The 25,353-nt window shown below is 51.4% G+C and carries 18 protein-coding genes, 1 pseudogene and 1 riboswitch; of the genes and pseudogenes, 16 read left to right on the top strand and 3 right to left on the bottom strand.

Annotation, left to right across the window (positions count from 1 at the left end; translation table 11 throughout):
• Position 1: 1 nt before the first annotated feature.
• The 3 genes from EYB58_RS03850 (at position 2) to EYB58_RS03840 (ending at position 7,090) form a co-directional block, all read left to right on the top strand.
• The gene (locus tag EYB58_RS03850; protein WP_111960376.1) at positions 2 to 1,450 is read left to right on the top strand and encodes an efflux transporter outer membrane subunit; all 1,449 of its coding nucleotides are present in this window, start codon (positions 2 to 4) and stop codon (positions 1,448 to 1,450) included.
• Positions 1,451 to 1,470: 20 nt separating this feature from the next.
• A complete protein-coding gene (locus tag EYB58_RS03845; RefSeq protein WP_111960378.1) occupies positions 1,471 to 2,610 on the top strand; it encodes a double-cubane-cluster-containing anaerobic reductase in 1,140 nt (379 codons plus the stop codon).
• Positions 2,611 to 2,905: 295 nt separating this feature from the next.
• The gene (locus tag EYB58_RS03840) at positions 2,906 to 7,090 is read left to right on the top strand and encodes a hypothetical protein (RefSeq protein ID WP_111960380.1); all 4,185 of its coding nucleotides are present in this window, start codon (positions 2,906 to 2,908) and stop codon (positions 7,088 to 7,090) included.
• 199 nt (positions 7,091 to 7,289) lie between these two features.
• Here the strand turns inward: EYB58_RS03840 and EYB58_RS03835 are convergent, their stop codons facing one another.
• Positions 7,290 to 7,796 carry an REP-associated tyrosine transposase gene (locus tag EYB58_RS03835; protein ID WP_111960382.1) on the bottom strand — a complete coding sequence of 169 codons (507 nt, stop codon included), beginning with the start codon at positions 7,794 to 7,796 and terminating at the stop codon, positions 7,290 to 7,292.
• Positions 7,797 to 8,434: 638 nt separating this feature from the next.
• Between EYB58_RS03835 and EYB58_RS03830 the strand changes: the two genes are divergently transcribed.
• Positions 8,435 to 9,208 carry a PEP-CTERM sorting domain-containing protein gene (locus EYB58_RS03830; protein WP_111960384.1) on the top strand — a complete coding sequence of 258 codons (774 nt, stop codon included), beginning with the start codon at positions 8,435 to 8,437 and terminating at the stop codon, positions 9,206 to 9,208.
• A gap of 253 nt (positions 9,209 to 9,461) precedes the next feature.
• Here EYB58_RS03830 and EYB58_RS03825 read toward each other — a convergent pair whose 3' ends face one another.
• Positions 9,462 to 10,049 carry a DUF6399 domain-containing protein gene (locus EYB58_RS03825; protein ID WP_131072001.1) on the bottom strand — a complete coding sequence of 196 codons (588 nt, stop codon included), beginning with the start codon at positions 10,047 to 10,049 and terminating at the stop codon, positions 9,462 to 9,464.
• A 21-nt stretch (positions 10,050 to 10,070) separates the two neighbouring features.
• Positions 10,071 to 11,141 carry a hypothetical protein gene (locus tag EYB58_RS03820; RefSeq protein WP_131072000.1) on the bottom strand — a complete coding sequence of 357 codons (1,071 nt, stop codon included), beginning with the start codon at positions 11,139 to 11,141 and terminating at the stop codon, positions 10,071 to 10,073.
• Between the two features lie 178 nt (positions 11,142 to 11,319).
• Between EYB58_RS03820 and EYB58_RS03815 the strand changes: the two genes are divergently transcribed.
• From EYB58_RS03815 to EYB58_RS03755, 12 genes and pseudogenes are all read left to right on the top strand, one after another.
• Positions 11,320 to 11,562, top strand: a complete 243-nt coding sequence (locus EYB58_RS03815) for a hypothetical protein (RefSeq protein ID WP_111959228.1) — start codon at positions 11,320 to 11,322, stop codon at positions 11,560 to 11,562.
• A gap of 47 nt (positions 11,563 to 11,609) precedes the next feature.
• Complete coding sequence (locus EYB58_RS03810; RefSeq protein ID WP_111959226.1) at positions 11,610 to 11,849, top strand: hypothetical protein; 240 nt, start codon at positions 11,610 to 11,612, stop codon at positions 11,847 to 11,849.
• Positions 11,850 to 11,956: 107 nt separating this feature from the next.
• A riboswitch (cyclic di-GMP riboswitch) is annotated at positions 11,957 to 12,085 on the top strand.
• A 122-nt stretch (positions 12,086 to 12,207) separates the two neighbouring features.
• Positions 12,208 to 13,296 (top strand): type II secretion system protein, encoded by a 1,089-nt coding sequence (locus tag EYB58_RS03805; protein ID WP_111959224.1) that lies wholly within the window; start codon positions 12,208 to 12,210, stop codon positions 13,294 to 13,296.
• A 152-nt stretch (positions 13,297 to 13,448) separates the two neighbouring features.
• Entirely contained in the window at positions 13,449 to 14,423 is a 975-nt protein-coding gene (locus EYB58_RS03800) for a type II secretion system protein (RefSeq protein ID WP_111959222.1), read from the top strand.
• A 5-nt stretch (positions 14,424 to 14,428) separates the two neighbouring features.
• A complete protein-coding gene (locus EYB58_RS03795) occupies positions 14,429 to 16,546 on the top strand; it encodes a type II secretion system protein (protein ID WP_111959220.1) in 2,118 nt (705 codons plus the stop codon).
• Positions 16,547 to 16,562: 16 nt separating this feature from the next.
• On the top strand, positions 16,563 to 18,074 hold the full coding sequence (locus EYB58_RS03790) for a PilN domain-containing protein (protein WP_111959217.1): 1,512 nt from the start codon (positions 16,563 to 16,565) through the stop codon (positions 18,072 to 18,074).
• Positions 18,071 to 18,613 (top strand): type 4a pilus biogenesis protein PilO, encoded by a 543-nt coding sequence (pilO, locus tag EYB58_RS03785; RefSeq protein ID WP_111959215.1) that lies wholly within the window; start codon positions 18,071 to 18,073, stop codon positions 18,611 to 18,613. The genes EYB58_RS03790 and pilO overlap by 4 nt, the downstream gene beginning before the upstream one ends.
• Positions 18,614 to 18,638: 25 nt before the next feature.
• Entirely contained in the window at positions 18,639 to 19,001 is a 363-nt protein-coding gene (locus EYB58_RS03780) for a hypothetical protein (protein ID WP_111959213.1), read from the top strand.
• Positions 18,998 to 20,944, top strand: a complete 1,947-nt coding sequence (locus EYB58_RS03775) for a type II secretion system protein GspD (RefSeq protein ID WP_111959211.1) — start codon at positions 18,998 to 19,000, stop codon at positions 20,942 to 20,944. The genes EYB58_RS03780 and EYB58_RS03775 overlap by 4 nt, the downstream gene beginning before the upstream one ends.
• 112 nt (positions 20,945 to 21,056) lie before the next feature.
• Positions 21,057 to 22,214 (top strand): type IV pilus twitching motility protein PilT, encoded by a 1,158-nt coding sequence (locus EYB58_RS03770; protein WP_111959209.1) that lies wholly within the window; start codon positions 21,057 to 21,059, stop codon positions 22,212 to 22,214.
• A 235-nt stretch (positions 22,215 to 22,449) separates the two neighbouring features.
• A pseudogene (locus EYB58_RS23820) lies at positions 22,450 to 24,099 on the top strand (GspE/PulE family protein).
• A 44-nt stretch (positions 24,100 to 24,143) separates the two neighbouring features.
• On the top strand, positions 24,144 to 25,343 hold the full coding sequence (locus EYB58_RS03755; RefSeq protein ID WP_111959203.1) for a type II secretion system F family protein: 1,200 nt from the start codon (positions 24,144 to 24,146) through the stop codon (positions 25,341 to 25,343).
• The last annotated feature ends 10 nt before the right edge of the window (positions 25,344 to 25,353 follow it).

Raw genomic sequence — 25,353 nt, 5'->3', positions numbered from 1 at the left:
GATGGCAATTAAAATAATTACGTCAGCCGTTGTCGGCGCAGTACTGCTTTTTACTGCCGGCTGTTCCTTTATCCCCGAATACAGTCAGCCTGAAATGCCGGTGGCCGATGCCTGGACAGACAAGGGGCTGGAATCAGATACCGGCTCCGAACCGGTCGCCGCCGACATCGTCTACCAGGATTACTTTACCTCTCAGACCCTGCAGCAGATTATTGCCATGGCCCTGGAAAATAACCGGGATCTGAAGGTGGCCCTGCTCAATATTGAACAAGCAAAGGCGGCCTACCAAATTAAAAAATCCGATCAGCTGCCCGTAATTGCCGGCAGTGCCGGTCTGAGCCGCGAAGGTGTTCCCGAAGATAGCAGCATTTATGGGGAGGCATATACCTCGGATACCTCCATGAGTGTGGGGTTGGGTATCACGGCCTATGAACTTGATTTTTTCGGCCGGGTCAAAAGCCTGAGCCAAAGTGCCCTTGAGACCTACCTTGCCACCCGGGAAGCCGCCTCAAGCACCCGCATTGCCCTGGTGGCCCAGACGGCAGACGCCTATGTCAGCCTGCTGGCCCAGAGAAAGTTGACGCATCTTGCCCAGGAGACGTACAAGGCCCAGAAAGCCACCTATGATGTAATCAAGACCCAGTATGATGCAGGCTCCACAGACCAGCTTGCCCTGGCCCAGGCCGCCACATCCACCGAAAGTGCCAAAGCCTCCATCTACCAGTACAAACGGCTGGCTGCCCAGGCGGAAAACGCCCTGGTATACCTTGCAGGTCCCGGCGTGTATGAGCTTATCAAGGCGCCTGAAACCCCCTTTGAATCCATTGACGACATCGGGTTTTTGACCCGGCTGCCGGCAGGGCTTCCCTCCCGGATTCTTCTGGCCAGGCCGGATATCCAGGCAGCCGAGCATCAGCTAAAGGCGGCCAATGCAGACATTGGTGCGGCCCGGGCAGCCATGTATCCCACCATCAGCCTGACCGGCTCCCTTGGGTTTGCCGCAGAGAGTCTTTCCTATATGTTTGATCCGTCCAGAAGCCTTTCATGGGGCTTTTCTCCAAATGTCACCATTCCTATTTTCAATCGAAAAGGCCTCAAGGCCAACCTGGCGGTTGCAACCGTTGGAGAAAAAATTGCGGCGGCCCAGTATGAGGGCGCCATTCAGACCGCATTCAGGGAAGTGGCAGACCAGCTGGTGGCACGCAGACACTACAAGGGGCAGCTGGATGCCCAGAATGCCCTGGTATCTGCCTCCCGGAACGCTTATAATTTGTCCAAGGCCAGGTATGATAACGGCATAGATGATTTCCTCTCGGTTCTGGATTCCCAGCGCTCGCTTTTCGGCGCTGAGCAGGGCGCCATTGCCCTGAAACAGGCTTATTTAAGCAATCTGATTAACCTCTATAAAGTCATGGGCGGCGGAAGAATGGATACGTCCGCCGCTAATTAATAAGAAAAAAAGGACAAAACATGACACCGGAACTTACTGCAAAGCTGCAGCAGATTACTGAGCAGAATATAATGGATATCGAAGCACACAAACAAAAAGGTAAGTCTGTGGTGGGATACTACTGCCTGTACGGCCCCACAGAACTTGCCGTTGCCGCGGATGCCATCCCGTTGCCTTTGTGCGGAACCCGCCAGGACCCCATTGAAGCGGCGGAACAGACGTTGCCCAGGAACCTGTGTCCCCTGATTAAAAGCAGTTACGGATTTGCAGCCACCGGCACCTGCCCGTTCTTTAAATTTTCGGATATGATCGTGGCAGATACCACCTGTGACGGGAAAAAGAAAATGTTTGAAATCATGGGGAAAATGAAGCTTGTGCATGTACTCCAGCTTCCCCAGCAGCAGAATACCGCTCTTTTTTTAGACCCCTGGGTCACGGAACTAGAACAATTGCGGCAGGTCATCGGGGACCAGGCAGGGGTACCCATTACCGACGAACGCCTTAGGGCAGCCATCTGTCTTTTGAACCGGGAACGCCGGGCTAAAAAAGCGTTCATGGATGTGGCTGCCGTCAAGCCGTCCCCCATCAGCGGTACCCAGATGCTTGAAATTTTGTTTAAAACCGGTTTTTTTGCGGACAAGGAAAAAGGCATCGACCTGATCAATGAAATTACTGACGCCTGCCTGCAAAAGGCCGAAAAGCAAGAAAGTCCGTTTACAACGGATACGCCCAGAATCCTTTTGACCGGCGTACCTGTGGGATTAGGGTCGGACAAGGTCGTTAAGATCCTTGAAAATTCCGGGGCCGATGTGGTGGCCTTTGAAAACTGCAGCGGGTATAAGCAGGTGTTCCAGGTGGATGAGGATAAAGATCCCATTAGAGCCCTTGCCAAGCAGTACCTTGCCATTCCATGCTCGGTCATGAGTCCCAACCCGGGTCGTGAAGATCTTTTAATTCGTATGGTGGAGACGTTCAAGGTGGACGGGATTGTGGACCTTACCTGGCAGGCCTGTCACACCTATAATGTTGAAGCATTCCAGATCCGGGAACTTGCTGAACAGACCTTTAATCTGCCCTATCTGCACCTGGAAACCGATTATTCCGAATCTGATACGGAACAACTCCGGGTCCGGATTGAAGCCTTTCTTGAAATGATTTGATCCGGGCAAAAGCGTCAATTATTCCTCTATTCCTTAGGAACGGGTTTTAAACAACTTACCCATTTCGCTATATCCGGGAGCGCGGGCGTCCTGCCTGCAGTAAAAAATGCGGGCGGGACGCCCGCGCTCCCAGGTTAAGTGATTTTGGACTCATTTCGTAACATTCGATTGTCCTAAAGCCCCTCATTGATTTTTATTCATATTCTTATTAGACTGTGGATCAATTGATATTGAATACGCCCCGGTCCGTATTCATATTTCAACGCTAAAATTTCTTTTCAAAAAGGACAATGTGATGACCTTCCAGCGAAATATCGGCGCTATTCGTATATTGTTTATGGCTTACGCCATTTTTCTGGCCGTCTATGGCCCGGCCCATGCACGGCCTTCTGTCTATGTGCCCAATGCCCTTGCCCCCTGGGAAGAATGGGTGCTGCACGGAAAAGAAGAACAATTGGCATGCATTCCCATGTATAACAATGCCGGACAAGTCCTTTGCGCCTGGCCGGGACAGCTCAACCTGAATCTGACAGACAGCGGGGGCACATTTGAACAGTCATGGCAGGTGTATGCCCAGACCCGGGTCGATTTGCCGGGCTCCGGCCAAAATTGGCCCATGCAGGTTCTGGCCGGGGAAAAGCCTGCCGTGGTTCTGGACCGGGAGGATACCCCGGGGCTGATACTTTCACCGGGCCGTCATGCAGTCAGCGGGACATTTCACTGGCGAACCATGCCCGAAAAACTGAACATTCCGGCATCAACCGGCCTGGTAAGCTTAAAAGTAAATGATCGGTTCGTACCGTTTCCGGACCTGGACGATAAAGGCCGGTTGTGGCTGAAACACAGGGATCGTAATAAACGGGTGGAAGACCGGTTGAAAATTGAATGTTTCCGGCTGATCGAGGATGACATCCCGGCCCGGATGTCAGTCGATCTTACCCTGGAAGTGTCGGGCCAGGCACGGCAAATGGTGCTGGGACCGGTATACCAAAGCGATTCGTTCACTCCGGTATCCTTTGACAGCCCGCTGCCTGCGCGCCTGGAATCCGACGGTCGCATCACCATCCAGGTTCGGCCCGGACGCTATAAGCTTGCCCTTAATCTTCGCCATGCAGGGCCTTTGGAAACCGTGCGGTTCATCCGCCCGGACCAGGCATTCTGGCCGGATCAGGAGATTTGGTCCTTCGGTGCCAGAACCGACCTGAGACGGGTGCAGATTTCAGGAGCACAATCCGTGGACCCCAAACAGACAGCCATGCCGGCAAGATGGCAATCCTTTCCGTCATACCTGATGGCGCCTGACACCACATTGGTCTTTAAGCAGATCAAACGGGGAGACCCGGAACCCGCACCGGACCAGCTCTCCATGGATCGGACCCTGTGGCTGCGGTTTGACGGTGCCGGCTATTTTATTCAGGATAAAATTACGGGTACAAAGAATACCAACTGGCGGCTGGAAATGAACCCGGCCATCCATCCCGGCCAGGTCCTTGTAGATGGTCAAGAGCAGTTAATTACCAAAAAGGAAGATAGCGACAAGGCCGGTATTGAGCTGAGAAACGGCAGGATAAATATTGTGGCTGATGCCACCTTTGAAAACGGGATTAGCAGTGTGCCGGCAACGGGCTGGGACCATGATTTCAATGAGGTAACAGGCACGCTTCATCTGCCTGCGGGCTGGACCCTGATCAATGCCCGGGGTGTGGACCGCATCCCGGGCACCTGGGTGGGCAGATGGACCCTGCTTGATTTTTTTGTGGTCCTGATTTTTACCATTGCCCTGTCCCGGGTCTATTCAAAACCGTTAGCCATCTTGGCCTTTTTTACACTGGTGCTGATTTTTCACGAACACCAGGCACCCAAATATATCTGGCTTACGCTTCTGGTGGGGTTCACCTTACTTAAATATCTGCCCGGAGGTAAGATGCACAGCTTTGTTAAGTTTTGCCAGGGTCTGGCGCTGGTCTGTTTTGCGGCCATTGTGATTCCTTTTGCGATCCAGACCCTTCGCATCGGCATATACCCGGAATTGGCAAGGACATGGACCGACACCTCAAGTATCGTGATCCGGTCAGAATCCCGGGATAAGGTGATGGAGATGGCGGACGGGGGACAGAACCCGGCCAGGGCAAAAGCCGAGCAGCAGGCACCGGCCCCAAAGAAACTGATGCGTATAGGAAGCCTGTCCAAGTCCATGTACTCGGATAATGCGCCGACCTCAGGCAGCGGCCCTGCCCAGGTGATGCAGTATGACCCCAAAGCCCGGACCCAGACAGGCCCGGGCATGCCCCTGTGGCCCGCCTACGAAACCATTCCGTTTTCATGGTCCGGCCCTGTGAGCAAAGATCAGTCCATGGGTTTTTTCCTGATCGGGCCAAACGTCAACTTGGCCCTGGCCTTTTTGCGGGTCGCCCTTGTGGTGCTTTTAGGTGCGGGTATGCTCGGTATCGGCAGAGGCGGTATTAAAAAGGCCGGAGCAACGGGTATCAAACAAATGCTTCCTGCGTTTTGTGTACTTGTTCTGTGCCTTACGCCCGCATTGTCCCATGCGACAGAATTTCCACCAAAGGCGATGTTGGAAGAACTGGAAAAGCGCTTGCTCGAAACGGACAAATGCTTCAATAACTGTGCAAATCTGCCCCTGGCGTCTATTGAGCTGAACAAGGATATGATGAAGGTCCGCGTGACGGTTCATGCCGCCATTGATACGGCCATTCCAATCCCCGGAGATGTCGGACAGTGGCACCCGTCACAGGTCACCGTGGACGGCCGGGCCGCTGCGGGTCTCTTTAAAAAAGAGGGTCAATTCTGGGTGATGGTCCCCAAAGGCCACCACAATATAGACCTTGACGGTGCCATACGCCAGCAGGGCGGGTTTCAGCTTTTTTTTCCGTTAAAACCCCGGCACCTGGATATTGTCATGGACGGCTGGACCGTGGAAGGCAGTCACCCCGACGGCAGCTTTGATGCCCAGCTCCAGTTTAAACAAAAAGCCCGGGCAGACGGTAAAAATCAGCAAGTGCTTGAGACAGGTGTCCTGCCCGCCTTTGCCAGGGTTGAACGCACCTTGCTGCTTGGGCTTGTCTGGAAAGTAAATACCCGGATAATTCGTGAAGGCGAAAAAAAATCAAGTATAAAACTTGATATTCCGTTGCTTCCCGGCGAATCCATAACCACCCAGGGCATCCGGGTAGAGGGGAATACGGCAAAGGTCAATTTCCGGTCTGGACAAAAAACACTGACCTGGGAATCTTTTCTGGCACCCTCGGATAAAATAGAGTTACAACATGCCGATACCCGGGACTGGACTGAAATATGGAAAGTGGATGTCAGTCCTGTTTTCCACATGGCATACCAGGGAACCCCTGTGATTTTTCATAAAACCGGCACCCGGTGGTATCCCACCTGGCACCCCTGGCCCGGGGAGACTTTGACACTCAATGTGACCCGGCCCCAGGGCATTGAGGGTCAGACCATGACCATTGAAAAAAGTGTGCTGACTTTTTCATCGGGCAGGGTTGCCACCACGGCCCAGCTGGATCTTACCATCAACAGCAGCCAGGGTGGGCGTCACACCATTACCCTGCCCAAAGACGTTCAGCTGCAGGAGGTGAAAATTCAAGGCAGGATACGCCCCATCCGGCAGGATCAGAATCAGGTGACCCTGCCCATTGTTCCCGGATATCAGGAAATAGTGCTCCAATGGGTATCGGCCGCAGGTATCACCCCATTTTATAAAACACCGGCGGTGGACTTGGGCATGGACAGCGCCAACACCTGTGTGGATATCAAACCCGGCAGCAGCCGCTGGCCCCTGTTTCTGGGCGGGGAACCGGCGGTGGGACCGGCCGTGCTGTTCTGGTCCGAACTGATCGTGATCCTGATCCTTGCCTTTGTCCTGTCAAAAACTGGATGGACACCGTTGAATCTGTTGCAGTGGTTTCTGCTGTTCATTGGTATCTCCATGAATTATCCGGCAGCCGCCATCATTGTGGCGGGCTGGCTCATTGCCCTGGATTTACGGCCCAAAGCCGATTCGTTCACCGGCATGAAGTTCAACCTGGTCCAGCTGGGCATCGTGGTGCTGACTCTGGCATCGGGCGCGTGTCTGGTGTTCAGCATCTCCAAGGGACTTCTAGGCCACCCGGATATGAACATCCGGGGCAACGGTTCCAGCACCCATATTCTGCGCTGGTACCATGATGTGTCAGGCCCTGTACTGCCCCGGACCTGGATGGTGTCCATTCCCATGTGGGCCTACCGGGTTGCCATGCTGGCCTGGGCGCTTTGGGTCTCTTTCTGGCTGATTAATATTTTGAAATGGGGATGGACAAGATTTTGTACCCCCATTTTGTGGTCCAAGGTGCAATGGCGCAAGCCCACGCCTAAATCCCATCAACAGGCTTACTGGACACCGGTAGGCAAGGATCGGGAACAGGCCGGTTCTGACCAGGAAACAGATCCCGGGCCGAAAAAATAAAGATTGTAAAATGGATACCTTCAACCAGCATCTGGAGATGCTTTTCATATGAGGAGATGAAGCAGAGTATTGGGATTGACTCTGTTGATGCTGGGTTGTTGGTATCAGATGGGGCTGGTGGATGACTCCACACCTTGAAGGCATTGGGGATATTTTGTTGGGGTTCCTTCGTTACCCCAACCTACGGTTATGCATGCTTCTAATCCCTGTATTGTCCACCCCAGTCAATCGGTAGCAAACCTTGCCGGACGTAATGGTGAAAACTTGAATACGGCCAATCCTTTACCTGATTGACATGCTTATGTTTGACTGGGTTGTAATGGATATAGTCGATATGGTGCCGCAAGTCCCTATGATCGCGAATTAAGTGCTCCCAATAACGCCTTTGCCATATGCCGCGTTCGCCCTTGGCGATGCGGCTGTTGCTGCGTGGCTCAACTTTTGGCATCCGGCGTGAAAAACCGGTTTTAATCAACATCCAGCGCATTGGATAGTCGTTATCCCCAGGGGGCAATGTCCATAACGCGTGAAGATGGTTCGGTAGAACCACCATCGCATCAATGTGAAAGGGATGAGCCGATTTCACCTTTTGTATGACCTTGCGCAGCATATCCACATGCTCCACAAGCAGGGTTTGTTTCCGTTCCGCCAGATTAACGGTGAAAAAATAAGTTCCGCCTTCCACATGGGCCCGCCTATATCGCATTGTTCATCATTCCCATGGTCCATTGGGGCAATTTACATATACCGCAATTCGTAGGTTGGGGTGAGGTACGAACCCCAACAAATTTAATTTCACCCGTGCATTCAAGAAGCGCGGGGCGCATATCACATATTTTAATCCAAATCGTTCGCTGTTTCAATATTCACAAACCGTTATTCGTAGCTTGGGGTAAAGATTGTAACATAGATACCTTAAACCGGTATCTGGAGATACTTCTCATATGAATTGACTCTGTTGATTCTGGGTTGCTGTTATCAGGTCTTTTGTTGGGGTTCCTTCGTCACCCCAACCTACGGTTATGCATGCTTCTAATTTCTGTATTGTTCAGCCCGGTCAATCGGCAGCAGACCTTGCCGGACGTAATGGTGAAACCTTGAATATGGCCAATCCTTATTGTTCGTTATTCCTATGATCCATTGGGGCAATTGACATATACCGCCATTCGTAGGTTGGGGTGACGAAGGAACCCCAACATTGACTTGGAGATTAGTGCATATTTTATCAACCCAAAAAAATCTTGCATATCAAATTAAACTGATATACAGAAGTACTTCGCAACAAACACAATTTGCTGCACCTTTATTTCTATTTAAATTAATTTTTATTAGGAGAGTCTTAAAATGAAAAAGTTAACCATTGGTTTATGTATTCTGGCTTTTGTCTTTGGTCTTTCAGCAGCAGCCCATGCAGAGTTTATAACCGTGGGTTCCGACAGCATCCTTACCGTTGACGGTGCCGAGTACCAGCTGATATCGGCCAAGCCTTCGTCAGACGGTCCGGAGGTGCCGGACGGTACCGGCCTGATGTGGGAATGGAATTCAACCAGCACCACCTGGCAAGCCTGCCTGTGCCGACTGACGGCATTCCGGGCTCTACAGGCGTTGGAAACCAGTCTAAATCTGACCACCATAACTTCTGACCAGATTGATATTGTCACCGGATGGAACACCCATGGCCCGGAAGAGATGTATGTGGATCTTATGACCTGGGTGGAAAATGACAATTTCAGCTATGCCGGCGATATCACGCCCGGCGCCGACCTGACCCTGGATGATGCCTGGTTTATATTCACTATTGAGGGGATCGGCACCTATGAGGTCACCTCATCTGCCCAGAACTATGCGTTTGAACACGATGTTGACGCGGCGGGATATCAAGCCGACTGGGATTTTTTTGATTACAGGCGATATGTAAAAAATGGCGGCACAGGCGATGAATCAACTTATTTTTCAAGCGTTATACGCAGCCAGGTCGTTGAGAACCTTACAGGCACTACCTATTTTGAAGTCAATGCCGTACCGGAACCCGGCTCCGCAGTGCTCATGATGTTTGGGCTTTTGGGCATTTGCGGCGCAAACAGGAAATGGTCAAAAAAACAATCATCACAGGCATAACCGGTTATGACAGGGCTTTTTTTTATAAAGACAATCACCAAGGCTTCACTTTGTTTGTTCGCATGACCTTATTTTTATTATTAGATCATAATTTACGTTAGATTTTATTTTTTTAAGTAGTGCTAACATTTATCCTTGACAAGTAGAATATCAGGCGTTATAAAGCACTTGGTTTCAAATAAAAGCGATAAAAACTAGTTAACGAATATAAGAATACGTTTATTGGGGTTGATCATAAGATCGGCCATTCTCACTAACTCACCATTTTTATTCTACTTCTTGGCCTTGCAGGTAAAGGCATATTTTCAAGAAGCCATTCAAACATGTTGATCGGTTTGTTTTCAAAAAATCGTTCTGCCGCAGTGGTCCCGTCAGGCCTTTTTAAATGGAAGTTATGAATTACCGTCAAACCCTTCATTTTTCGATCACTCAGGCGGTGCATTCCATGGTGATGCAAAGATAGTTGAGCATTTCGTCCTTCTACACAGGAACTTGATCTTTGAAAAAGTCCAGCACACTCCTTGGCAGTTCTTACCATAGAGTCGATTTCACAATCATCAAATCCGGAAAGAGGCCCGGTTTTGTCCTTCAAGACTGAAAGTAATTCCTGTGATTTTTGTCGAATTTTCCCTCTTTGTTCGGGGTCCGTCTCCTTTTGGGCAACTTTGTGGAGGTAAAAGCCCGGAATCAACCAGTTGTGCATTAATTCGCGTTGGTCATCAGTCAAAGCCATCTTGTTGACAAGCGATTCGACCATCCAAAAAAAAAATGCAATGGTTGCTGTCATCTTTTCGGTGACGCGCCAGGCCTTCTCAATTCGTTCCTTGCATCGATCTGCCAAGTCTTCTGTCTCTTCCCGGATTTAATTAAAACACCCTTTCAGTTGAATACTTACAGAGGCTGAGTCCCGCCTTGCACCTGTGAGAGAGTCGTAGGGATGATAAGCCGTGCTTATTTCCTTTCTTGCTTTTGAAACAGTTTCCCGGTTTCCCCTTGTCTTATCCAGAGAGGCTCTTGCTTCTTGTTCTTTTTTCTGACAAATGGAGATTCTTTTATCAAAGTCGGGATGCCTGCCAACGGGCCGTTTAACAAGGTTTTCAAAATCTTCTTTACTTTTCAGTGCCCCATGGACTGTCTTTTCACTTTTTTCATGTTCTTTTTCGGCCTTTCGGATTGCGGCAGAGAGTGGAGCTCCGGTTCCCCTGCTGATTTCATACATTACATGAAAAAGATCTGGGGAGTGATGGCCGTTCAGACCTTTGGTAACATGATAGATCAGTCCTTTCCCCTCATCGCTGGTACCCTGGAGAACCTTGACGGGGAGATTAGCAATCGCCTCGATCACCGCCTGGTTCCAGGTATCTCCCGAGCGATTCTTTTCATATCTTTCAAGGATGATATAGTTGGAGTCAGGCTCAATAGCCACAAGGCAGATCTGAGGATGAAAGGTTTCGTCTTCACACAGGGTGATCCGTTTTTCAGGCATCAGTATTGAAAGACGAGCTTTTTCCATATCACCGAACTGGCCTATCATGATGTCTATTTCATCCGAAATCTTTTGATGGGTGCCGTAGGATGAAGCCACAAAGCTTGATAATTGGGTTAACTCCAGGAAGTTAGATATATTCCGAAGGCTGGCACAACCTACCTTGGTGAATTCAAAATGGAGAGCCTGAATCAGGATATGTAAAAATTTAACCCCTGCCGGGCTCTCAAAAAAAGAGACCATGGACGGATCCGCATCAATTCGGTTCATACGGTTCAGCCAATTTTGGAGCGTCGTACGGGGAACACCGTTATCTTTAGCAAACTCCCGCTGGCTGAGTTTTTCTTTGTGGGTTTGAAAATCAATAATTTTCATGGAGACGTCGTCTCTATCCCACCTCTTTTTCAGATTTGCTTTTTGAGAAGACTCAGAGTATGTAATGGTCATGCTCGGTCTGTTGTTCCTTTATTTAGAATAGTTTTTGTTGGCGCAATATCTATTCTCAGACCGGGCTATTTTTGTCTATCTATTTTTCTCATAAATTTATTTTCTTTTGCTACCCCGTGGCCCATCTTATGATCAAGCCCCGTTTATTTAAAAAATGGATGTGTTTAACGGTGAATAAGTGTCTGATTTTTTAGAAAAAGAAAATAGATTTAGCCCGGGAGTATCCATGGTGGTGCACTGGGTGACGGCATTATTTACCTTCAACTTTTTCGCGTCGGGGATATACCATGCGTCATGGCATGCCATGTCGGATATTAGGCATTTTCATACCCCTTTTGTGTACCGGGGACCACCAGTTGATTCGGACATTGCCGGTGTTACACCTGCGGGTCGCAATCCGGCCCGGATAAAAACCACCTAACAGGCGGCACCCCGGGGTTGGTGCCGAGAGAAAAGGACAGGCGATTCATGAATTTGGCCCGGGAACACAACACGATACTGGATAAGATCCAGGAACTGTACGCGGATATATTTAAGCACAACGGATTTGGAGAGCTGAAGGTGGAAATGCGCTTTCTTAAAAAAGGCCAGAAAGAGGTCATTATCCGTTGCGGCAAGGACTTTAGATATGTGGTGGATTACGACACCCGGGAACTTAAACCCCAGGAGCCCCGCGCCAAAACAGCGCCTACCGCGATGACGTCGTAGCTTTTTTTACTGAAAGGAGGTGGAACACAAAGCGCCCCTTGTCCCGGCGCAAATTGGGACAACCATAAAAGAACACCCCGTGTCGCGGCAGGGCGCCGGAACGGGGGAAAAGCCAAAGCCAAACCCGCTGCAAGGCGGGGACGGAAAGCCCACGGATCCCTTTTCACTGTTCACCGGACGGTTCCGGTCCGGTCAGTGCAATCTCACCTGATAAGGGGGACAGCCGGGTTGCCTTGAAACCGCAGTATACTTTTTATTATTAATTTGCCGTGGCACGCCGCGGCCTCAAGTGCAGCAGACTCTGTGGGAGGGTTGTTTGTACTTAGCCTTAAATTTATTTTTATAGGAGAAGTACAAAGTGGAAAAGAAACAGCAACAACAACAAAAAAACATTAACAATCAAAAAGGTTTTACCCTGCTCGAAATCCTGGTCGTCCTGACCATCATGGGCTTCTTGATCGCCATGGTCGCACCCCGCCTTGCCGGCATCTCCGGCGGTGCCGTTGATACGGTATGCGATACCAACCAGAATCGGATGGTTACTTATATGTCTTCTTATTTTGAACAGACTAACCGGTATCCGAATAAGCTGACCAACCTGGTTATGACTGATGGTATAGATGCCGATCCGCTTAATAACAGCTACCAGATTCCGGTTGTTTCCGACCAGGATCCGGAAAACGGTGCCGAAGTTTTCGCCAACGAATTCTACGAGCGTAGCCCTTTGCGTGCTCACATTTTGACTTCTAACGAAGCTGCAGTCCTGAGAAACATGGGCATCACCACTGTCCTCAACCTTAATGACTACACCCAGCTTGCTGACGCGGTGGCAAATCCAGGCGATTACGATAACGATGAGCCTCTGGTCGCCGTAACCACAGAAGCACCGGCAATGGACGACGTGGATGTGGCCGAAGGCCTCGGTGTTGCCATGGTCGGCATGAGCGCTGATGCAGCTAGCGCTTGGACCTTGATCACTGGTTCCGACGCAGGCAACTACGGCGAACCGGATTTCTTCGGTCGTATCGTGCTTGGTATGGGTGCTGAGTGCAGCCTGATCACCTCTGGTGTTATTTCCAATGCAGCCCATTGCCCGGGCGGCATCCAAAATGCTGATAATGCCACCTACAACGATTACAATCTGGTTCTGCCGCGTCTTGAGACGACTGTAGACACTTTTGATGCAGTTGTTACGGGTATGGACTCCGATACTACCGACCCCGACGACGGTGTTCAACTGGCTGCCCTGTCTTATGACGAAGCATGGCCTGAGACTGCTTCATACGATATTGGAGTTAACAGCAACAACTATACTTCCCGCACCTTTACCTTGGACGCACAGGAAAACTGGGAGTTTACAACCATGTGCCCCGAGGGCCATATGTATCCTGAAGATGATGGTGAATTCTGGGCCATTGACCTTGGCGCAGATGGTAGCATCGACTAATTAACTTCGTTGATATTCGGTAAAAGTGGGGGGCGCTTCGGCGTCCTCCATTTTCTTCTGACCGTTTGAGGAGACGATTCTTTTTTTAGGGAAATTTCTCCTGAGCCGGACAGGAACGCAAGAAAGAAAAATAATTTTTAAGATATATAACCATGAAAATAAAACGGTCAATCAATAGCGCGCAAGGCTTCACTCTGCTTGAAGTTTTGGTGGTCCTCTCTATCCTGGGTTTTGTCATGGCCATGGCCGCTCCCAGGTTTGCAGGTCTTTCCGCCTTAGGACTCGATACGGCAGGACGCATGAACGAGGCTAGGCTCATCAAATTTATAACAGCCTATACCCAGGACAGCGGCAAGTATCCGGGCGGGCTCATCAATTTGGTGTCAACGGATTTAAGTACGGGCGATTATTTAAAACCCCAGGTTTCAGACCAGGACCCGGACAACGGTATGGAAGTCTTGGCATATGCCTTTGACCAACGGTGCCGGCTTTCCGTGCACTATCTCAATGGGGCCGAGGCTGATGAACTGCGGGCCATGGGCATTGTCCATGTGTACAATCTGAACTCTGCTTATGATTCCACGGTCTCCAACCCCTCTCCTGTCATGGAAAAGGTAGATGCCGGCACGGCCGTGCTCATGATCGGGGGCGGGGATAGTGATGATGACGGAAGCATTGACGCTTCCGAAGTGGATATGGATGAACCCGGCTGGGGAGAAAACGACCTTAATTTCTGCATTGTGTTCGGCCTGGGGCCGGAAAGCGATCTGATCAATGAAGGCTATATTTTTAACGCCTCCACCTGCCCCCACGGGATCAGCGCGCCCCGCAACTTTGACTATGCCTGGTATTCCCTTGTTCTGCCAAGGCTTTCGGCCACATCCAACCGGCTGGAAACAGACAATCCCCTGGGTTCAGATCTGTTCACCAGTTTTGCCATGGACAGTTCCACCAGTGCGACAGTAGCGGACCTGTCCCTGGCAAAGGCGCGTGAGACCAATCTGTACGAGGCCCAGGACCCGGCCTTTTTTACGGTGATCAATAGCATCGGGGAAAAGTTTCATCCCTCTTCCGGGGCCGGCTTCTGGGGCATTGACTTTGATTCGGACGGGGATATCGGGAGTTGATTAACATGAAGCCGATTTTTTTATTTACCACGAAGGACACGAAGCACACGAAGGGGAGGGCTACATGTCACAGCCGTCTTCGTGCGCTTCGTGTTCTTCGTGGTGAAAAATCAAAAGCCGATTTCATGATCAGCCAGTCAGGCTTTACCCTGCTTGAGGTCCTGATCGTGATTTTTCTGCTGGGAATGATATCCGCCATGGCCTGGTCCGGCCTGGGGATGCTGGACAATAACAAAAGACGGCAGATCACCATGGAGACCATGGAGCAGATCCGGGAAGCCATCATGGGCCCTGCCGGGGTGTATGACGATACCGGGCAGCGGGTGATCGGCGGGTATGTGAAGGACATGAAAAAATTTCCGGATCTCTGGGAAGCCCGGGCCGAGGTTAAGCCCAGCTTTGCGAGCACGGACTGGGATGATGATGATCCTGAAAATCTGTCCGCCGGACTGGGCCAGGGCCCGGATTACACCATGAACCCGGATTATGTATTCTTCCGGCCCTCGGGCGAATTTGTTAAGGACCGGTGGCAGTGGCTACCCCCGTACCGGAAGCTGACGGACGATACCACGAACAACTATGACCATACCGGCGGCCTTGAAACGGAAAACGAGGGCCAGCCCAGGGGGTTGTGGACTTTTTACACCGAAGATTTAAGATTTGATATCGGCACCCATACAGCACCCGGGGCCACCGAAGGCGACAACTGGAAGGGGCCCTATATCCTTGAACCCAAGGAACGAAAATCAGACCCGGGCGCGCATTATGCACAAAATTCGACTGAATATGAAAGCCTGTCCCCGGTCTGGATCAGTGCCTCGGGTTGGGAAACATGGGAGGACGGGGATTATGACGCTTCCCTGGGAGAGCTCTTTGATGAAAAGGAAAGCTTTCGGCTGCTGAATAATGACGGCAGGTTTACGGACGGCTGGGGCAGGTCTTTGCGCTTTTTTATCACCCAGGACCCCGACCGGGAGGGATCCAGTATTTTCTGGATTCTGTCCGAAGGCCCGGATTATGATGCAATCTATCCCACCAAAGGCACCTGCTCCGGCCACACCTGGGCCGTGGACGCAGCCGATACCATGTCAGAGGCATATGACGATACCCTGGATGAAAATCTGGATAATATCGTGATGAAAATTTATTCCCATGAATATGAAACCGTGTTTGAGCAGCAGGAACAGGAGAAAGAGGCAGCCACAACTGCAATTTTGTCGGCGGTCCGCCTTGCCCTGATCGGCCAAAGCCCAAACGACCTGAATACTGGATATACCGGCGACCTGCTTGAACTGCCCGCCCTGTTCCAGTGGGAGACCGATGCCACACCCCAATGGGATGACCAGGATTCAAGCAGTACCCCCTATACCAAGGGCCAGCCCCGGGGGCTATGGACCCGGACCCCTAACGCAGAGGATTCTGCTGACGACCTGGATGAAAAAAAATGGGGCATCGGCTGGGCCAGGTCCTATTTCCCCGTCCCCGGGGGCCGGGATGAAAATCAGGTGATCGTTGATGCCTGGGGCAATGCACTTTTGTTTTTCATGGATGATTCAGGGCCGGAACTTTTAATCCTGTCCCGGGGCAGCGACGGGCGCTTTGACTTCGGTACCACCGTGGACGGCAGCAAGGCCGAGCCCGATGATTTTACAGAAACCCTGGATATTGACACCTATGACCCAAGCCTGACAGAAAACCAGGACAATCAGGTGGTGTTTATTCGCTCTTACGCCTACAGCCCGGGGTACCTGACCCTGGGGAACCTGACTGTTATTGATGCCACGGCCACGACCACCAAAGCCAGGCTTTTTGTGGACGGCACCATTGCCGGGGACACCATTTTATCCTGTTCCACCCTGACGGACGAGGACGGTGACGGGACGTTAGACGACTGGAGCACCGGCACCTGGCCCGGAACTCCCTGCCTGGATTTCAGCGACACCTCGGCCACCACTCTGGCCACGGGTGCAAGAACCCTTGTGGTCTGGAACGATACGGATTCAAACGATGAGATTGATACCGGAGAGAGTTTTAAACGGGTAATTTTCAAGGTTTTGCCCCTGGCGGGCACCGGTGAAGTGGAATCCATTGAGATGGATACGGCTGTTTTTCAAACTTATTAATTGTTGTGGATAGATTATGCTCCAGCAGACCATACTGGCCGTGGAAGTCAGTGCAGAACTCATCCGGGGGGTCGTACTCAAGGGCCGAGGCAAAAAGATAACCGTCCTGGATTATGCCGGGATGAAGCGGTCCAAGCCCGATGAAGACCTGCCGGCCATTGACAGCTTAAAAGAACTCAAGGATACACTCAAGTACACGGGCAAAAATGCCGTGTATGTCACGGCCCTGGCCCGGTCCACAGAATTGTTCATGGACCGGAAAAAAGTGTCGGCCATGTCCCATTACCAGTTGTCCGAGGCGGCCAAATGGGAGATCGAATCCTACACCGGGATTTCCGGCAACAATGCCCTGGTGGGTGTGGAAAAAGAGACCCGGCCCAAGCCATCCCCCGGTGAAATTGTGTACGAGGATGAGACCGATGAGATTATGGTCAACATCTCGGCCATTGAAAAAAATGTCTATGTGGCGGTCCGGGAGCGGTTCAAGGCAGCCGGCCTCAAGCTTGTCCGGGTTTATCCGCCGGAAGTCAGTTTTTATATGCCCTTGTTCCTGGAAAGTCCGGACAGCCCCAGGGCCATCCTGGAGATGGGTACGGACTACTCCAATTTTGCCATTTTTAAGGGGCGGCATCCGGACCAGATTTCCACCTTGAACTTTACCTGTGACGCCATTAAATCCCACCTGGCATCGGCAATCGGCGCATCAGACCTGGAAAACAGCCTGAAGTTCACCCTGACCCAGGCCCCGGACCATGAGCCTGTGGTCCTCACCGGACCAGGCGCCGCCATCCCGGAAATCGTAGATTACCTGAACCGGCTCTCCCCTTCCGGGGCGCGGCCTTTAATGTTGTCAAAAGCCGTTCAGATCACCCACAAAGAAACTGATCCTGCCGATGCCGTATTCGGCACGGCCATGGGCGCGGGTATCCGGGAACTGGCCGGGAAAAAAATGCAGAAGGTGGGCATTGATGATTCCGAGCCTTTGATCGTGCAGATCAAGCGCAATGTCTATGTCATGCCCCTGGTGGCCACATCGATCCTGGCCCTAGGGCTTTTGGGCCACAACCAGTTCATGAAATATCAGGAGCGGCAGTTCAAGGCAGATATTAAAAAATACGCGGCAGAAGTGTCAAAAAATAAAACCACCATCCAGAAATATGATGACCTGCTCAAAAAATCCACCCAGTTGAAAACCGATATCCGCACGGTCCAGGAACGCATCAGCTATGTAAACGAAATTGCGGACAAAAAACTTGCAATCCTTGTGACCTGCTTCCAGGGGATCGCCCGGGCCGTGCCCGACGGCCTCGTCTTGGACGCGGTGGAACAGGCTCCCGATACCCCGGATACATTAACCATCACAGGTCGGACCTGGGACCTGATCCGGGTGGGCCGGTTTGCCATTGCCATGCAGGACAATGACTGGTGTACGGCGGCGGTGCTTAAATCCCTGGAGGCTGCGGGGGAAACCCGGCTTGCCTTTGTGATGCAGGTTCAGATCAACCCCCAAAGCGAGACAATCCAATGAAATCCATGACCAACCTTGAAAAATTCGGACTGGCAGCCGCCCTGATCATTGCCTGTACCTTTTTTTATATGAAATACATGTATGACCCCCAGACCAAGGTGCTCACCACCACCTTAAAAAAACGTAACAAGGTGGTGGCCGAATTGAACAAGCTCAAAGATATCCCGCCGCTGTTTCAGTTGGAAAAAAGCATTGAACAGGACAAAAAGCGCCTGGATGAACTGCGCCAAGAGACAGGCCACCTTAATATAAATACAGGCCATCCGGATGAGATTGCCGCGCTTTTAAGTAAGATTTCCACCATCATGGTCATGAATGATCTTAAAGCGCTCTCCATTGTTCCCAAGGAACGGGAACCGGGAAAATACATTGACTGGTCGCCTTTTGACATGAATATCAAAGGTGATTTTACAGGTTTTGTCACCTTTTTAAAGGAACTTGAACAGCTCCGCGATGCCGTGGAGGTCTCCGGCATCCGGATCGCAAGTTCAGGTGTGAAATCCTTGCCCTTGACCATTGCCTTTACCCTGAAAATTTAAATTTCCAATGACCCAGAGGATAGCCATGCAAATCAAAATAATCAGCCTGATCCTGTTTCTCTTTGTGCTTGCCACGGGCCTTCCGGATTTTTTACCGGCAGCAGAGCGAAGCCCGTTTGACGAACCTGCAGTCCCGCCCACGGCTCTTTACAACTATGAAACAGCCAAACAGCAAATTGAAATCATCGGCCTGATCACCACAAAGGCCCATGGAAACGTCATTGTGCGAACAGATCCCGAACGGCCGTCCGCGGTGTATTCCAAAGGTTCCAGGGTCATTGTGTCCCTTCACGGGATGGAGCATATATACCGGATTACCCAAATCAAAAACCGGAGCATTCTTTTAAAAGCCGGTAACGGGAAGACGTATGAGGTGGAGGTCAAGTGAGCAAGAAACTGGAAACAAAAAAGAAAAAGGACGGCGGTTGCCGCTTGGTATGGGCATGCCTTGTACTGGTCAGTTTGATGGTGGCCGGATGTTATGACCCAAGGCCCAAAAGCCCGGATGCCCTGGAATCGACCAATCCTTATAATACCCGCATGGCCATAGACGGGGAGGTGAAACAACATCCCACCATGGCAGATCTGTATCCCAACGGAGAAAAGCCCATTGTTAAGATCATTAAAGGTGAAAAGGTTGACCCGGCAAAGGCCAGAAAAATGCTTAGCGGCAAGCCCCCCGTAAATCAGAACCTTAAGGGCATGTCCCAGACCATTAATTCCCTGATTTTAAATGATGTGCCCGTGCGCCAGATCACCGAACTTCTCACCCGTTTGTGCGGCACCAACGTGGTGCCCACCAAAACCATTGAAAATATAAAAATCAGTATATACATGCAGGATATCAGCCTGCGATCCGCCCTTGAAACCATCTGCCGGTTGAACAATCTGTGGTACCGGGAGGGGCATAACATTGTTACACTCATGACCCGGAAAGAGTATGTGGATGATATTGAAATCCGCCAGACCGAGCACACCCGCGCGTTTTCCATCAAATATACCAATGCGGCGGATATGGCCAAGATCATCCAGGCGCTCATGGGCTCGGAGGTATATCTTTCCGCCATTGAAGATGAAGAGGTGTACGGCCATTTGGATCCCGAAGAAGAGGTGGACCTGGACGGAGAATATGACGGCCCGGACCTGGACAATTCCTCATCCCAGCGCATTGTGTTGATGAGTCAGTTAGGCAATCAGATGGACCGCAGCAGCAGGGCCCAGGCCGACCAGCAGCAGGCTGTTCAGGATGCCCTTTCCGCTGCAGCGGCTGCCGTGTCTGCCGCGAACAGCAGTGACAAAACGACAGAATCCAAGAGTAAAAAGCCGCTGCTGGCCATTCTTACGGTATTTAAGCGGAATAACTGTATCATTGCCCGGTCTTTGGATGAGAGTCTGCTCAATGAGATGGCCAAAATTATTGAAACCCTGGACACCCCCACAAGCCAGGTGCTGCTGGAGGTGAGAATCCTGCAGATCACCCTGGACGATGAATTTGAAAGTTTTTTTCAGTTCAATTACGGGGACTATTCCGGTAACACCGTGGACAGCCGCATTAACCCCGGCGAGATTGTGTATGAAGGGGGGTCATTAAGCACGCTTGCTTCGGGGGTGGCCTCGGCCTCCTCACTGGGCGGGACCATATCCTTTGACAATATCCAGGCAACCATATCCTTTTATGAATCCGAAGGCCGTGCCAATACCATATCCTCACCTTTTTTGATGTGCGCCAATAATGCCACGGTGAACTTTTTTGTGGGAGAGGAGGTGCCCCTGCGCGACGATGTGTCCAAGGAGACCGTTACCATTGGAGACGGGGAAACCATCAACACCTTTATTGTGGATATCCTGCGCGAAGAGCTTGGCACGGATCTTGAGATATCCACGTTCATCAATGAAGACAATACCGTGACCATGGATATCGAAGCCGAAATTTCATCGGCCCAGTACAGCATGACTTCGATCAGCCTGTCCGATGACTATGGAAATATAATAGAGTTTCCCCTGGACGGTCAGACCAAAAGCGAGATTGACTCCATTGTCACGGCCAAGTCCGGGCAGACCATTGCCCTGGGCGGTATTATCCGGGAAACCGTGGACAATTCGGTGATAAAGACCCCGATTTTAGGGGATATCCCGTTGATTAAATACCTGTTCCGCCAGGAAAATGATGAAACCCAAAAGACCGAAACTGTGATCATCCTTACCCCCCATATCATCAATCATCCCGGACTTGCCGGAGAGGAAACCGATCAGTTTCTTAAACGCAGAAGCTCGCACAGTACCATCATTGAAGGCAAGGATAATCTGTTGACCGATGAGGGGGATAAGTAATGGTAAAATTAAGATCAAGCAGAATGGGGGATTGCCCCTACGAAAAATGGCCGACAATAGAATCAAGCTCAAGAATGGTATAAACAGGCGATAACGGCATTGAGGCGGTATTATGAAAGTATGCGTGGAACTTCCCTTTGGTGCAGAGAAAAAAGAGGAAGATATCAAGGTATTGTTTACCCAGACCATGAAAATGGGGGCGTCCGACCTTCACCTGGCTGCGAATATGCCGCCCATGTACCGGGTCAAGGGCAAGATTGTGCCCCACCCGGGACATGCGCCCTATTCATCGAAAGAGATATCTCAGCTCATGGATCAGGTGCTCACCGAGCGCTACCGCCAGGTGCTGGAAGAGAAAAAATCCGTGGACTTTGCCGTGAGCATCAATGATGTGGGCAGATTCCGTGTGGCCATTTATTACCAGCGCGGGTCCCTGTCGGCGGCGTTTCGACTGCTGGCGGCGGGCATTCCTACATTTGAATCTTTAGGGCTTCCCGAAAGCCTGTCCAGGCTGCCCCATATCCGGGACGGCCTGGTTTTGGTCACAGGGGTAACAGGGTCCGGTAAGTCCACCACCCTGGCCACGGTGATCCACCAGATCAATGACACCTTGAGCCACCACATCATCACCATTGAGGACCCCATTGAATATGTGCATGAAAACCGCAAAAGCATTATCAACCAGCGGGAGCTGTATTCGGATGTGCCCTCCTTTGCCTCGGCCCTGCGCGATTCACTGCGTGCCGATCCGGATGTGATTCTGGTGGGCGAGATGCGGGATCTTGAAACCATGCGCACGGCGATTATGGCGGCCGAGACTGGACATCTTGTCTTTTCCACCCTTCACTCCCGGGATTGTGTCTCCACCATTAACCGGCTGGTGGGGGCATTTCCGGCCGGTGAGCAGCCCCAGATCCGCCAGCAGCTGGCATCCACCTTGAAAGCGGTGGTTTCCCAGCGGCTTTTGCCCAATGCCGGGAACACCGGCCGGATTCCGGGTGTGGAGGTGATGTTTGCCACACCCGGCATAGCCAATCTCATCCGCCAGGCCAAGGACGACATGATCTATTCAAATATTGAAACCGGGTTTAACGATGGCATGATGACCATGGAGCAACACCTGATTAAGCTGGTTAAGGCCGGTAAAATTTCGGTGGAAACGTCTATCAGTGCGGCAAAAAACAAAAATTTGATGAAACAGCGGCTTATGGTGGACCAGGCCCCGGAGCCGGAGGAGCAGCCGTCAGGTAAGCGTAAATGGTTCAGGTAATGTTTGAACGCAAAGTCACCCATCTGCGGCGTTGCAGAAAAATTTGGGGCTTTGTCATAACATCGGCCACAGCGTAGGTTGGGTTGAACGAAGTGAAACCCAACAACTTATCGGCGTTGGGTTTCGTTCCTCAACCCAACCTACCGGAAAATCGTATGGCCTAAATTATGACCAAGGCCAAAATTTGCGTCCAAACACGGATGTGGGTTCAGATACTAATTAGGTTAGATTAAGTATGGCAAGAAAAGAACGGTTCGGAGAGTATTTGGTCAACCGGGGGACCCTGACCCCGGAACAGGTAAGTACCCTTGTATCCAAGCAGAAGATCTCCAATGAAAAATTGGGGGATGCCGCGGTCAAGGACGGGCTTTTGGAACAGAGCGGCATGCTCAAGGAGTTGTCTGAGTTTTTAGGCATTCCCCTGATGTCCGAGGCGGTGCTGGATGTGCGCAGGGATCTGGTGAACATCATCCCCCAGAAAATGTGCCTTAAGGCGGGTGTTCTGCCCGTGGCGTTAGGGGATAACAACGAGATTCTGCTGGCCTGCTCGGGGCCTGTGCCCAAGGCCGTAATCCAGAATATGTCCAGGCTGTCCAAGCGGCAGATTAAGCTGGTGCTCACCGACCGGGCCAAGGTGAAAAAGCTGCAGAACCATTTTTACAGCATCGGTTTTGATACCAGCATCCGGCCCGAGGCCATGCTTGCCGGTGAAAATACCACCTTTATTATTGAACTGTTTGAAAAGCTGATGATCCGGGCCGTGAATGCCGGGGCTTCGGATATCCATGTGGAACCGGAACGCGACGAGCTGGTGATCCGGCTCAGGATTGACGGACAGATGACCCGCACGGAAATTTTGCCCTTTGAGCTGGCATCCCGGCTGGTCTCCCGGATCAAGGTGATGGCGAATTTGGATATTTCCGAGCGCAGAAAGGCCCAGGACGGTTCGTTTTTGTTTGAGCCAAGACTGCTCAACCTCTCCATGGACGGGGTGAATGTCCGTGTGAGTATCCTGCCCGTGACCAATGGGGAAAAGGCCGTACTCAGACTTCTGCCCCCCCATGACGAGATCATTGACATGACCGGTTTAGGCATGACGCCCGCAATGCTGGCGGAATTTAATCAGGCCCTGAAGGCGCCCTACGGTATTGTGCTGGTCACAGGGCCCACCGGATCGGGTAAATCCACCACCCTTTACGGATCTCTTCAGGCATTGAGAAGTGACACCACCAACATCACCACCCTTGAAGATCCCGTGGAACTGGGGTTGCGGGGAATCAACTAGACCCAGGTGGATTCCGGGGAAAAACTTTCCTTTGCCGACGCGCTGCGGGCCATTTTGCGCCAGGATCCGGATATTATTATGGTGGGCGAGATCCGGGATGCCGAAACCCTGGAAATTGCGCTGCGGGCTGCCGTTACAGGACATCTGGTTTTGTCCACACTGCATACCAATGATGCGCCTTCTGCCTTTTCCAGAATGATTGACATGGGGGCCGAGCCTTTTCTGGTGGCGGCGTCCGTGCGGGCAGTGCTGGCCCAGCGTCTGGTCAGGAAGGTGTGTCCGGCTTGTGCCGTGCCCAATGCTGTGACAACCTCGGAACTGTCCATGCTGGAATGTGAACAAGACCAGTGCTTTGACGTGCAGCGGGGCACGGGGTGTTCCAACTGCACCAATGGTTACCGGGGCAGGATGGGGATCTATGAACTGCTCACCGTGGATGAACAGATACGTTCCATGATCATGGAGCGGGCGACCTTTGAGCAGGTACGCGATTATGCCCTGTCCCACACCACATACAGGACCATACGCACTGACGGGATTGAAAAAGTCCGCCAGGGCCGGACCACGCCCGAGGAGATTGCCCGGGTGACATTGGGATAGACAGGAAACAAAAAACAAAAGTGGTGAGGTAAAAATAAACCATAATGCCCATTTTTAAATATTCTGCGGTTGACCCCGAAGGCAACAAGATTAAGAACACCATCACGGCGCCGGATGAGGGGGCGGCTGGCCGGCTGCTCACGGCGGACGGGTTTATTATTCAAGAAATTCATGAACTTACCGGTGCCGCGGCCGGTATGGGTACAACGCCCTTTTCTTTTGGTGTGGGCACCAAGGAGCTGGTGCTGTTTTTCCGGATGTTTTCTTCTCTGATTCATTCCAATTTAAGTATCTCCGAGTCCATGGGCATTTTGCACATGCAGTCCGAATCCCGGACCATGAGAAATGCATTGATTAATGTTAAAGGGGAGATTGAAGCCGGTGTCCGGCTCTCTGATGCGTTTGCCAAATATCCTAAAATTTTTTCCACGCTTGTGGTGAATATGATCCGGGCCGGTGAGCTTGGCGGGATACTGGATGTGGTGCTGGTTCGGATATCCGATTACCTGGAGGGTAAAGCGGCCCTGCGGCGCAAGATGGTGTTAAGCATGATCTACCCGGCTGTGATTTTAGTGGTGACTGTGGGGGTAATCGGCTTTTTTATGGGGTTTGTTATCCCCAAGTTTGCTTCCTTGCTGCAGGGGCGAAGCCTTCCCGCGAACACTCAGTTTTTGCTGGATTCATCCGAGTTTCTGCAGTCCAATGTCCTGGGTATTCTTACCGGCAGTTTTATCGTGACCGGACTCATTGTCCTGCTTCTGGCTACCCCATCCACCCGGATTTATATTGACCGGTATAAAATTTATGTCCCTGTTATCGGCCCTATCATGCGCTACGGGGTGATTGTTCAGTTTTCCCGAACCTTTGCCTCGCTTCTGGAAAGCGGGATCACGCTGATCGACAGTCTTAATTCCGTAGCCGGTACCGTGCCTAATCTTGAGGTACAGCAGTTGATCGATGAGATGAACCAGCGAGTGATGGCGGGGTTGGCCCTGTCTTCCGCCCTTAAGGGTAAAAAGTTTTTTACGCCCATGTTCCAGGCCATGATCAAGATCGGCGAGGAAACGGGCCTGATGGACCAATCCATGCGGTCTGTGGAGAATCTGCACAATCAGATTCTGGAAAGCAAAATCGACAAGATGACGGCTATGATCGAGCCGGTGCTGATCATGATTCTGGGGTCCATTGTGGGGTATGTGGCCTGGGGGCTTGTGGCCGGGATGTTTGCGCTTTATACAAGCTGATCGGCAAAAA

This window comes from Desulfobacter hydrogenophilus (assembly GCF_004319545.1).
Classification (GTDB): Bacteria; Desulfobacterota; Desulfobacteria; order Desulfobacterales; family Desulfobacteraceae; genus Desulfobacter; species Desulfobacter hydrogenophilus.
This window is presented reverse-complemented; position numbering and strand designations above follow the sequence as displayed.

Excerpts from the sequence above, each read along its gene's own strand:
- EYB58_RS03845 (WP_111960378.1), top strand. The coding sequence starts at position 1,471 with ATGACACCGGAACTTACTGCAAAGCTGCAGCAGATTACTGAGCAGAAT.
- EYB58_RS03835 (WP_111960382.1), bottom strand. The coding sequence starts at position 7,796 with ATGCGATATAGGCGGGCCCATGTGGAAGGCGGAACTTATTTTTTCACC.
- EYB58_RS03755 (WP_111959203.1), top strand. The coding sequence starts at position 24,144 with ATGCCCATTTTTAAATATTCTGCGGTTGACCCCGAAGGCAACAAGATT.
- EYB58_RS03795 (WP_111959220.1), top strand. The coding sequence starts at position 14,429 with ATGAAGCCGATTTTTTTATTTACCACGAAGGACACGAAGCACACGAAG.
- EYB58_RS03790 (WP_111959217.1), top strand. The coding sequence starts at position 16,563 with ATGCTCCAGCAGACCATACTGGCCGTGGAAGTCAGTGCAGAACTCATC.
- pilO (WP_111959215.1), top strand. The coding sequence starts at position 18,071 with ATGAAATCCATGACCAACCTTGAAAAATTCGGACTGGCAGCCGCCCTG.
- EYB58_RS03820 (WP_131072000.1), bottom strand. The coding sequence starts at position 11,141 with ATGACCATTACATACTCTGAGTCTTCTCAAAAAGCAAATCTGAAAAAG.
- EYB58_RS03850 (WP_111960376.1), top strand. The coding sequence starts at position 2 with ATGGCAATTAAAATAATTACGTCAGCCGTTGTCGGCGCAGTACTGCTT.
- EYB58_RS03830 (WP_111960384.1), top strand. The coding sequence starts at position 8,435 with ATGAAAAAGTTAACCATTGGTTTATGTATTCTGGCTTTTGTCTTTGGT.
- EYB58_RS03840 (WP_111960380.1), top strand. The coding sequence starts at position 2,906 with ATGACCTTCCAGCGAAATATCGGCGCTATTCGTATATTGTTTATGGCT.
- EYB58_RS03810 (WP_111959226.1), top strand. The coding sequence starts at position 11,610 with ATGAATTTGGCCCGGGAACACAACACGATACTGGATAAGATCCAGGAA.
- EYB58_RS03770 (WP_111959209.1), top strand. The coding sequence starts at position 21,057 with ATGAAAGTATGCGTGGAACTTCCCTTTGGTGCAGAGAAAAAAGAGGAA.
- EYB58_RS03780 (WP_111959213.1), top strand. The coding sequence starts at position 18,639 with ATGCAAATCAAAATAATCAGCCTGATCCTGTTTCTCTTTGTGCTTGCC.
- EYB58_RS03800 (WP_111959222.1), top strand. The coding sequence starts at position 13,449 with ATGAAAATAAAACGGTCAATCAATAGCGCGCAAGGCTTCACTCTGCTT.